Source organism: Gilliamella apis, from assembly GCF_002142155.1.
Classification (GTDB): Bacteria; Pseudomonadota; Gammaproteobacteria; order Enterobacterales; family Orbaceae; genus Gilliamella; species Gilliamella apis.
The window spans coordinates 20,251-31,009 of record NZ_NASD01000025.1; the positions used below are offsets into that span (position 1 = coordinate 20,251).

12 protein-coding genes and 2 tRNA genes are annotated in these 10,759 nt (G+C 34.0%); 3 read left to right on the forward strand and 11 right to left on the reverse strand.

The annotated features are described in order from the left end of the window. Window positions 1-51: 51 nt before the first annotated feature. The 9 genes from B6C84_RS10125 to erpA all read right to left on the reverse strand — a co-directional run bounded on the left by B6C84_RS10125 (window position 52) and on the right by erpA (window position 5,502). Window positions 52-690 (reverse strand): beta/alpha barrel domain-containing protein, encoded by a 639-nt coding sequence (locus tag B6C84_RS10125; protein ID WP_086319989.1) that lies wholly within the window; start codon window positions 688-690, stop codon window positions 52-54. Window positions 691-708: 18 nt separating this feature from the next. Beyond that, the gene (dapA, locus tag B6C84_RS10130) at window positions 709-1,590 is read right to left on the reverse strand and encodes a 4-hydroxy-tetrahydrodipicolinate synthase (protein ID WP_086319990.1); all 882 of its coding nucleotides are present in this window, start codon (window positions 1,588-1,590) and stop codon (window positions 709-711) included. Then, window positions 1,584-2,180: an SIS domain-containing protein gene (locus tag B6C84_RS10135; RefSeq protein ID WP_086354028.1), complete on the reverse strand. Its 597-nt coding sequence runs from the start codon at window positions 2,178-2,180 to the stop codon at window positions 1,584-1,586. Before B6C84_RS10135 ends, dapA begins: the two co-directional genes overlap by 7 nt. Window positions 2,181-2,255: 75 nt before the next feature. Beyond that, the gene (locus B6C84_RS10140; RefSeq protein WP_086319992.1) at window positions 2,256-3,515 is read right to left on the reverse strand and encodes a PTS ascorbate transporter subunit IIC; all 1,260 of its coding nucleotides are present in this window, start codon (window positions 3,513-3,515) and stop codon (window positions 2,256-2,258) included. A 17-nt stretch (window positions 3,516-3,532) separates the two neighbouring features. After that, a complete protein-coding gene (locus B6C84_RS10145) occupies window positions 3,533-3,823 on the reverse strand; it encodes a PTS sugar transporter subunit IIB (RefSeq protein WP_065578057.1) in 291 nt (96 codons plus the stop codon). Beyond that, window positions 3,816-4,280, reverse strand: a complete 465-nt coding sequence (locus tag B6C84_RS10150) for a PTS sugar transporter subunit IIA (RefSeq protein ID WP_065578056.1) — start codon at window positions 4,278-4,280, stop codon at window positions 3,816-3,818. The genes B6C84_RS10145 and B6C84_RS10150 overlap by 8 nt, the downstream gene beginning before the upstream one ends. 501 nt (window positions 4,281-4,781) lie before the next feature. Continuing rightward, a tRNA-Gly gene (locus B6C84_RS10155) sits at window positions 4,782-4,857 on the reverse strand. Between the two features lie 17 nt (window positions 4,858-4,874). Next, window positions 4,875-4,962 (reverse strand) — tRNA-Leu (locus B6C84_RS10160). A 201-nt stretch (window positions 4,963-5,163) separates the two neighbouring features. Continuing rightward, entirely contained in the window at window positions 5,164-5,502 is a 339-nt protein-coding gene (gene erpA / locus B6C84_RS10165) for an iron-sulfur cluster insertion protein ErpA (protein WP_034903395.1), read from the reverse strand. A gap of 158 nt (window positions 5,503-5,660) precedes the next feature. On the opposite strand from erpA, the gene hemL reads away from it, so the two are divergent. Next, entirely contained in the window at window positions 5,661-6,950 is a 1,290-nt protein-coding gene (gene hemL, locus B6C84_RS10170; RefSeq protein ID WP_086319958.1) for a glutamate-1-semialdehyde 2,1-aminomutase, read from the forward strand. Window positions 6,951-7,019: 69 nt separating this feature from the next. After that, a complete protein-coding gene (gene bcp / locus B6C84_RS10175) occupies window positions 7,020-7,493 on the forward strand; it encodes a thioredoxin-dependent thiol peroxidase (protein ID WP_065578054.1) in 474 nt (157 codons plus the stop codon). A 25-nt stretch (window positions 7,494-7,518) separates the two neighbouring features. On the opposite strand, the gene B6C84_RS10180 is transcribed toward bcp, so the two are convergent. Both B6C84_RS10180 and B6C84_RS10185 read right to left on the reverse strand, forming a co-directional pair. Next, a complete protein-coding gene (locus B6C84_RS10180; RefSeq protein WP_034903404.1) occupies window positions 7,519-8,604 on the reverse strand; it encodes an AI-2E family transporter in 1,086 nt (361 codons plus the stop codon). A gap of 46 nt (window positions 8,605-8,650) precedes the next feature. Further along, window positions 8,651-10,168: a helicase HerA-like C-terminal domain-containing protein gene (locus B6C84_RS10185; protein WP_086319957.1), complete on the reverse strand. Its 1,518-nt coding sequence runs from the start codon at window positions 10,166-10,168 to the stop codon at window positions 8,651-8,653. A gap of 108 nt (window positions 10,169-10,276) precedes the next feature. On the opposite strand from B6C84_RS10185, the gene B6C84_RS10190 reads away from it, so the two are divergent. Beyond that, a complete protein-coding gene (locus B6C84_RS10190; RefSeq protein WP_034903410.1) occupies window positions 10,277-10,492 on the forward strand; it encodes an HP1242/YdcH family protein in 216 nt (71 codons plus the stop codon). Window positions 10,493-10,759: the final 267 nt, after the last annotated feature.

The following is a 10,759-nucleotide window of genomic DNA, read 5'->3' on the forward strand; positions in this document are numbered from 1 at the left end:
ACCATCTTCCTTACTAATAATATCAATGATTTACATAATTTATTAGTAATATCAAGGATGTCTTTCCTTATATTTCTTCAATGCATTTGCAAGACTAATTGCATTTTTACTTATGTCCTCAACCGATCCTTTAGTTAATAAGGAACCAATACCAATACATTCAATATCCGTATTTAGCCAATCATCAACATTTTCTAACGTAACGCCACCCGAAGACAGAATAGGCACATATGGCATCGGCGTTTTAATCATATTAACTAAAGAGTTACCATAATAATTTGAAATCGGAAAAGCTTTAATCATAGCGGCGCCATTTTCTAAAGCCGTGACAATTTCCGTCATGGTGGTACAACCAGGCATATAGGGGATTTGATAACGATTGCATATTTTGCATACAGCATCACTATAATTAGGGGCTATGATAAATTTGGCACCGGCAAGAATTGCTAATCGGGCGGTTTCACTATCCAGTACTGTTCCTGCGCCAACTAAAATTTTGTCACCATATTCTTGGTTAAGTTGCTGAATTATTTGCCCAGCATTATTGTTTGTGTAACTAATTTCCACACAGTCAATTCCACCGGCTAAAATACCCTCAATGATTTCTTGTGCTCTTTTGAATGTTTCAACTCTAGCTATCACTAAAAATTTACTTTGCTCTAACCGAGTAACTATATTGGTTTTAAACATGATAATTCCCCGCTCTATTTATAAGTGATAATAGTTCTTTATCGTATTGACTATGTCTTGATTATCATCTGGACTGTTGACAGGTAAGACAGGTAATCGAGGTACGCCAACTTCAATACCTGATAAAGATAAACTTTGTTTAAGAACCGAAGGAGTGGAAGCATATTTTAAAATCCGGCGAAATTCTTCAAGAGATTGTTGCCATTGTTCAGCTTTATCTAAATTACCGGCAATAAATTGCTTATATATTTGAACGTTGTTGGTGGTCAGTAAATTAGATGTAGCTGAAATAGCACCTGTAGCACCTAGTTTCAATGCTTTAAGAATGAGGGAGTCAGAACCAGAAAGAACCGAAAACTCATCTCTGGATGTATTATCTATATAACCAGCTATATTGTTAATATCACCACTGCTATCTTTTATACCAATGATATTACTGATTTTAGACAGTTTAGACACCAGCTCAAAGGATAAATTGATGCCGGTATTTTTAGGTATATTATAAAGGACTATTGGGATAGCAAGGTTTTCGGCAATCATTTGATAATGATTATATAATTCATTTTCTTTCAATGAAACAAAGTACGGCGTAATTACCGATAACGCATCCACCCCGACAGCTATCATTTGCTTACCCAGTTTAATGACTTCGTCAGTGGAGTTACCACCAGCGCCAGCATAAACCGGCACCCTTTTAGCCACTATTTCTACAACTATTTTAGCAAATTTAATTTTCATATCATTTTCTATAACATGAAATTCGCCATTGGTCCCCAATACAAAAATACCTTGAACACCATTTGTAATTAATTTTTCAATTAAAATTTCTGTTGCTTTAATATCAATATTGCCAGAGGATTCGAATGGTGTAACCATTGCAGTTATAATTCCATTTAACATACTTTTCCTCCTCTTAGAGAAGCACCTAAACTGCCACCTGGATGCCATTGATAATACATATTTTCGGTTAAGCCTACAGCTTCTTGGAGTTTTATTGATAAACACTGTAAAATAATCACTTCAGCAAGTATGGATATTCGCGGAGGTTTATTTAAGTTGTCCCCTTCTTGTTTTACTCCAGCAAATAAAAATATGTCACAATGCTGCGCTAACCAAGAATTGTTATTCCCAGCAACACCGATAATTTTTGTACCTAGTTTTTGCAAAGTACAAATTGCTTTTTTTAACTCTTCAGTTTCACCACTATTGGAAATCGCAATCACGATATCATCAGGTAAAACTTGTCCTGCCGAACCATGAATAGTTTCAGTTCCATCTAAAAAATAAGCAGGTATTCCTATTGATGAGAATAACGAAGCAATATAATGAGCAACATAAGATGGTTTACCGATTCCTGTGACATGTACCCGACTGCCTTCATTTTTTTTGCTGATAATTAAATCCTTTGCTTTATTTAAATTTTCTTCACCAATATATTTAATATATTCTGACAATTCCGATTTGATACAATCAATATATTTTTCTAACATACAATTCCTCTACTTACGCAATGGTTTGAAAAAGATGATTACTTTTCAAATCATCTTTAATCAAACCCTCATACATTACATGGTGAAATGAAGTATTTTTTCCAATAAAATACCCACAACGTTGTAGTCAATATTTGGGAAGGTTGAGCCTTCTATTCCCATATTGCCAAATATCGGATATAAAACGGTAGGTAAAAAGGCTAACAAGAGTCCAACCACAAAAGAACCTAACATAGCGCCACGCCAACCACCTGTTGAATTACCAAATACACCTGCGGTACCGCCAGAGAAGAAACAGATATGAGCAGCAGGAATAATGACAACTGGAAAATCTAATGCAACCATTATGGTTACACCAACTAAACCAGCCGCATAAGAACAAAGGAAACCGATAATTACAGCTGTTGGCGCAAAAGGAAATACAGTTGGGACATCCAACGCAGGACGTGAGTTTGGAATGAATTTTTCAGAAATAGAGACGAATGCAGAGGTGATTTCTGCTAAGAACATTCTTACACCAGTCATTAAAATTGACATTCCTGCAGTAAAAGTAAATGCTTGAATGAAAGGAAATACTAACCAATGTACTTTACCAGCTAATCCTTGAGTAAAGGTTTCACCAGCTTTAAATGCCGAAATATAGAACAAGACGAGCATAACAACTGCAACGCCCATTAAAAAATCGCGGAAGAAAGATAACCATTTAGGGAAATGAATATCTTCTGTTGTTTTGTCGCTATATTTGCTAAATATCTTACCTATTAAACCAGAAAGTGCATATCCAAACATATTAAAATGACCGATTGCTTGCACATCACTGCCAGTAATTCTTCGCATAAATGGTTGACATAATTGTGGCAATGCACTTGACGCGAAACCTAAAATCGTTCCACCGATTAAAATTGCTGCAGTATTAGATAAACCATAAGATTTTAGGATTAGTGATAATACACAAGCAAAGAATAGACTATGACCAGTGGTGAAGAAGATATTTTTAAATGGAGTGATTCTGGCAAAAACCAAATTCATTGCAAAACCCAATATTAGCGTAACAGAAGTCACTAAAGCATATTCTGTTTGCGCCATACCAGCAGCTGCTTCTGGTGATGCAACGATACCAACAATATGGAAACCTTCTTGAAATAATTTATTAAAATTTTGTAGAGCACCTGTCATAAGAGCCCCACCAGCACTAAAAATTAAAAAACCAATGGTTGTTTTAAATGTGCCAGTAAAAACTTCTACCAACTGTTTCTTTTGGGCTAATAAGCCAACAAACGCAACTACGCCGAGTAAAACAGCTGGAGTGCTAAGAAAACTAATTATAAAATCCATTTTAGACCTCTTCTCAATTAAATTAATCCATCTTCTTTAAGAGCAAGCTCTAATTTTTCTTTTATTTCATTTTTATCCATAATATTTTTGATTCCGATAATACGTTGTGGAAGATTCTTCTTTTCTAAATCTTCGGCAACGTCAGGTAACGTAATGATATATTTACCATTAAATCCAGGAACACCATCTAATGAAGAGTGTTCAAGGGCAATTGGAAAGGCATTTTCTTTGATGACTTCATTCAATTTAATTTTTAACATTAAACTTGACCCAACTCCTGCACGGCAGGCAACTAATGCTTTAATCATTTTCTATACTCCTTTCAAAGTTTTCTAAAAAATCTATAAAATCGTGCGGTTTTTTCACATCTTGTATAAAAGCCAAAAATTTCTCATCACTAAACAAAGATGCTAATTCTGATAATGCGGATAAATGATCATCTCCCGTTGGTGAACTTAAGCTGAACAAAAACTTGACTGGGTCATTGGCTGAATTTCCTGAAACGATAGCGTTCTTCAGTCTTGTAAATCCTATAGCAAGTTTTTTAGCGCCAGAATCTGATGGAGCATGAGGAATAGCAATATTTTTGGTAATGACAATATAAGGACCAATTTCTCTTAATATAGAGATAACTTTATCGACGTAATCTGTCGTAACAGCTTCATCAATAACTAATGGTGACATCGCTAATTCTATTGCTTCCTCAAAGCTACTAGCTTCAATATCAAGTTGAATATAAGAAGCTTTGATAAGTTTAGTTAACAAAGGTTTTCTCCTTTTACAAAATCCATTTCAATTTGATTATACGAAGGCCTTGATATTAGACAATGATTATTGGGATTACTTTTTGTTGAGAAAAAACAAATAAAAAACAAAATGTGACTCGTAAAAATAAAAAATAGATAATCGGAGATGCTGTCTAAGAATTTTATTGCTACAAACAAAAGGTCAAGTTAGTTAAATTTGTTTGGATTGAGCTTGATATTGATTGTTCATCTTGAACTTAGAGGAGATTAATTGCCGAATAATGACAGAATAATTAACGTTCATAGACGATATTAAAATAATAGAATCGCCTTGTTAGAGAACTTTTTATGTTTAAATATAAGCAAAAATTGAGAATTACTAGTCCAATATGATTGTAGAATCGAAACTATTCACACCAATATTATAGAATTAACAATATGTTGATAATCTTTTAGAGGAAAATATTAGATAAAATAACTGAAATATTTCTTTATTATTGAATTTTTTGATATTTGAAATTGGAGCGGGAAACGAGGTTCGAACTCGCGACCTCAACCTTGGCAAGGTTGCGCTCTACCAACTGAGCTATTCCCGCATGAGAAGTGTTTTAAATGGTGCCCGGGGCGAGACTTGAACTCGCACGGCCAAAAAGGCCGAGGGATTTTAAATCCCTTGTGTCTACCGATTTCACCACCCGGGCTCAAAACCTAGTTCCGAAAGGTAACTGCGTTTTGGATGCTGTGCATTTTACCGATCTTAATTTTTACGTCAATAGAAAATTTAAAATAATTGTCTAATTGCTCAATGTTTGTCACATTTAAGGGAATTTTTAATCAATTCCCTTAAAATTCAGTTTTTCTAGGATTAAAAATCAAAATTTTGATTAATAATCTGACTTAAATTAAACACTAAAAGAAGAACCACAACCACAAGTAGTAGTTGCATTCGGATTATCAACGACAAACCGTGAACCTTGTAAACCTTCAATATAATCTATGGTACCACCAACTAAATATTGCAGGCTCATTGGGTCAATAATCAAAGACACACCATTTTTTTCAATAGCGAGATCGTCTTCATTTACTTTTTCATCAAATGTGAAGCCATACTGAAAGCCACTACAACCACCACCAGTTATATAGACTCTCAATTTTAGATTCGGATTTTCTTCTTCTGTTACTAGAGATTTAACTTTATTTGCTGCTGCATCAGTAAAGTTAATTGGTAACGCATCGCTCATTTTATTCTCCTACTTTTATTACTGTTATATTATATACCCTTGAAAAAAGAAAATACAAAGCGAAAACGTCGATTAGATAAATTTGCGTTAGCTAGCTTGAATTTAACTTAATTTTGTGAATAAATACCACTACCTTACCTATAGAGATAATCTCGATTATGCATACATTTAAATCTGAAAAACTTTACCGTGAAGCATTAGCTTTTATGCCTGGTGGCGTTAACTCACCTGTACGAGCCTTTAATGGCGTTGGTGGTACACCATTATTTATCGAAAGGGCTGATGGTGCTTATATTTATGATGTTGATCAAAAAGCTTATGTTGATTATGTTTTATCGTGGGGGCCGATGATTTTAGGTCATAATGACCCTGATGTTGCCGATGCGGTTATTAATGCGGTACGTAATGGATTAAGTTATGGTGCACCAACTGAGATTGAAACTAAAATGGCTAATCTGGTGACAGAACTGATGCCATCTATTGAGATGTTGCGTATGGTAAATTCAGGTACTGAAGCAACCATGAGTGCTATTCGCCTTGCTCGAGGTTATACCGGTCGTGACAAAATTATTAAATTTGAGGGGTGTTATCATGGTCATGCGGATTATTTATTAGTTAAGGCTGGCTCCGGAGCACTAACTTTTGGTCACCCTACTTCACCGGGTGTTCCTGAAGATTTTGTTAAGAACACTTTAGTTTGTGATTACAACGATTTAGAATCCGTTAAAAAACAATTTGAACTGTATCCCAACCAGATAGCGGCAATAATTATTGAACCAGTTGCTGGTAATATGAATTGTGTACCTGCTAAAAAAGCGTTTTTACAAGGACTAAGAAGCTTATGCGACAATTATGGTGCATTACTCATTATTGATGAAGTAATGACAGGCTTCAGAGTTGCTTTAGGTGGTGCTCAAGAATACTATGACGTTGTTCCTGATTTAACTTGTTTAGGTAAAATCATTGGAGGCGGAATGCCGGTCGGTGCTTTTGGTGGTCGGTCGGAAATAATGCAAAAATTAGCACCAACTGGCCCAATTTATCAGGCAGGTACACTTTCTGGTAATCCAGTTGCAATGGCTGCCGGTTATACTACTTTGAAAAAATTGATGGATGTTGGTATTTATCAGGAATTAGAAGAGAAAACTTCTTACTTAGTTAATGGCCTGTTATCTGCTGCAAAACGTTTTAATGTTCCTTTTATTGTCAATCATGCCGGAGCTATGTTTGGTTTTTTCTTTACAAATGCTGTAGAAGTGAGCAGTTATAAAGATGTTATGAATTGTGATATTGAATTATTCAAAAAATTCTATCATCATATGCTCGCTGAAGGTGTTTATTTTGCACCATCCGCTTTCGAAGCAGGTTTCATGTCACTTAGGCACACAGATAAAGAAATCAATCATACGATTGATGTAGCTAGTCATTTTTTTAAAAATTTAAGTTAAGTTGATAAAATAAAGTAATTTATACCCATAGCGATTAAAATTTTAAACTAAAACATAGGTAATAAATTTATGGTTAATCCGATAAAAGAAGGTGAAGAAGCACCTCAATTTTCTCTACCTGACCAAGATGGTGAACTAGTAAGTTCCAATGATTTTGAAGGTCAGCGAATTTTGCTCTATTTTTACCCAAAAGCTATGACACCAGGTTGTACAGTACAAGCGTGTAATTTACGTGATAGTGCTGACGATTTTAAAAAATATAATGTAGTTGTTATTGGTATTAGTACAGATAAACCAGAAAAATTATCACGTTTTGTTGATAAAGAATTATTAAATTTTACCCTACTTTCCGATGAAGATCATAAAACTTGTGACGCTTTTGGCGTTTGGGGTGAAAAAGAATTTATGGGGAAAACTTATGACGGAATTCATCGCATAAGTTTCTTGATTGGTAAAGATGGCAAGATCGAAAAAGTTTTCGATGATTTCAAAACCGCCAATCATCATACCGTGGTTTTAGATTATCTTAAAAACCATTGTTAATTTTTAACTAAAGCCGATTATTTAATTAATCGGCTTTTTTTTCGCTTTTTATATTATTTATCTCTTCAAGATTTGGCCATGCATTAATAATGGCTTTAACTAATGTCGCAAGCGGTATGGCAAAAAATACCCCCCAAAATCCCCATAAACCTCCAAATATAATGACAGCAACAATAATCACCAATGGATGAAGATTGAGTTTTTCAGAAAACAGATAGGGAACTAATAAATTACCATCAAGGGCTTGAATTAGAATATAGAAGAAAATTAAATAACCAAATTGTGCCGTGAAGCCCCATTGGAAGAGTGCGATTAACACCACCGGAATACTAGAGATAATAATACCAATATAAGGGATCAGTACGGAAAGCCCAACTAAAACAGCTAATAGTAAACCATAATCTAAACCAAAATACCAAAATGGGATATAAACACAGATACTTAATATAACAATATGTAAAACATTACCGACTATATAGTTGGAAATTTGCATATCCATTTCAGAGGCGACTTTATTTAATATGGTACGATTCTTCGGTAATGCCTTAGAACAGTAACCCCATATTTTCGCTTTATCTTTCAATAAGAAGAACATAATAATTGGCACTAATACTGCATTAATGGCTACTGAAACTAAACTAAATAAAGAACTAATTGAAAACTGTAATAGTGAATTGCCTGTTTGCACAACTCTACTGGTTATACTCTGAATTATCGAATCGAATAGACCAACATCAATTAATTCAGGATAGTGTTCTGGTAAAGATGTAATAAATTTGTTGGCAAAATTCAACATATTAGGAATATTAGTGATTAAGCTAACACTTTGTTGCCAAATTAAAGGTAATAAAATCATAATGGCGGTTAATCCGACAAACATAAATAGTAACAGTACAATCACGACGGCTAATGTATGAGGAACCTTTTTGCGTTGTAAATAATTAACCGGTCTATCAAGTAAATAAGATAGAACAATAGCAATTAAGATAGGCAGTAAAATTTTGTTGAAGAAATAGATGATAAAAAATAACACAATGATAACAAACAGTAACGATACCACATGAGGATCGCTAAAGCGTTTTTTGTACCATTCAATAAACAATTTTAACATCTATAACTCCTTATTGTTTTATTAGTTTATTTGTTGTTAATTAAGCTTACTTTTTAAAACCACCCAATATTCCTCGAGTAATTTGTCTGCCTATTTGATTAACCACTTGTCTAGTGGCACTTTTGGCAACGGATTGAACTATCCCGTCATGTTGTCCACCTTTTGATCCTGTCCTGCCAAAAAAAATTGAACTTAAAAAATCCATTACACCACCGTGCTCGTTTTGATTTGTAGAGCTTGGTGTTGAATTGCTTTCTGCTGGATTTTGGTCATTTACTGTATTGATAGTAAAACCTCGTTTAAGTTTTTCATAAGCTGATTCACGATCTATAGTGTTTGAATATTTAGAATAAAAGCGAGATTGATGAATTATTGCTAATTGATCTTCTAAAGCCATGGTTCCCATTTTTGATTCTGGGGCAATCACCATCCCTCTTTGTACTACATTAGGACGCCCTTTTTCATCTAAAAATGAAATTAATGCCTCACCAACTCCAAGCTCCATTATCGCTTTTTCTGTATCAAAGTTTGGATTGGCACGCATGGTTTGCGCTGCTACTTTAACCGCTTTTTGATCCTTAGGTGTAAAAGCTCGTAATGCGTGTTGAACGCGATTACCTAGTTGGCCAAGAATAGTTTCAGGAATATCGGTTGGACTTTGTGTAGCAAAATAGATACCAACACCTTTAGAGCGAATAAGACGAACAACTTGTTCGATTTTTTCTAATAAAGCTGGAGAAATATCATTAAATAATAAATGAGCTTCATCAAAAAAGAATACCAGTTTCGGTTTATCAAGATCGCCAACTTCTGGTAGATGCTCAAACAATTCAGATAACAACCATAATAAAAATACTGAATATAGTTTAGGCGAATTATATAGTTTATCTGCTGATAAAATATTGATAATGCCACGACCTTGTTCATTAACTTGTAGTAAATCGTTAATATCTAACATAGGTTCGCCTAAGAAGAATCCGGCACCTTGCTGTTCAAGAGATAATAATCCTCGTTGTATTGCACCGATTGATGAGGCACTAATATTGCCATATTGCGTGGTAAATTTTTTAGCATTATCACCAATAAACTGTATTAAGGTGCGTAAATCTTTAAAATCAAGCAATAACAGACCGTTATCATCAGCTATTTTAAATACAAGTTGTAAAACGCCTGATTGAACATCATTCAAATTTAATAATCTAGCCAATAAAATAGGTCCAATATCGGAAACCGTACTACGCACTGGGATCCCTTTTTCAGCAAATACATCCCATAACGCTAAAGGTGATGAATCAGGGCGCCAATCAGTTACGCCTATATTTGCCAATCGTGATTGTAATTTGTCAGATAGTACCCCTTTTTCTCCTAAGCCAGTCAAGTCACCTTTAACATCAGCAAGAAAAACCGGTACACCAATTTGCGAAAAATTTTCTGCTATCTTTTGTAGGGTTACAGTTTTACCGGTACCTGTCGCACCAGTTATTAAACCATGGCGATTTGCCAACGATGCAAGGATGTATAAATCATTACCTTCACTTTTTGCAATAACGATCTTTTCACTCATAAACATCTCCCGTTCAAAAATTGCTATTAAAACAATCAAGAATATTGTAAGCTGAAATAGTAATAACTGCTATTGTTATTATTTTAACTCATCTTGTAAGGGGGCAGTATGTTTCCAGAATATCGTGATTTAATCTCTAAGTTAAAAAACACTGATTTACATTTTCAAAAACTATTTGAAGAACACAATCAACTTGACCAAAAAATTAAAAATATTGAAGCGGGTATTGCCGTTGATACATCTGAAACAATTGAAAGTTTGAAAAAGCAAAAATTAAAATTAAAAGACCAAATTTATGAAGTTTTGAAAAAAGCAACAGCCTGATATTTCAAAATAATAATCTTGATTAATTCTACTTTAAGCTATAAAAAAACCCCAAATTATGGGGTTTATCTCAATTTATTTTTTTTCACCAATCTACCGGTTATTGTTTATTTACTTGTTCTTGTGCTTTTTTCAATTTACGGTTTTTGATTAGTGTAATTAAATTTTTGTGTGGGGTTTTCATTTTTTACTCCTCTTGTTGTTATTGTTAAATGAATGCTCCTTAAAATATTTTAAAGATGCTGATTAAATGTATAAATATTAGTT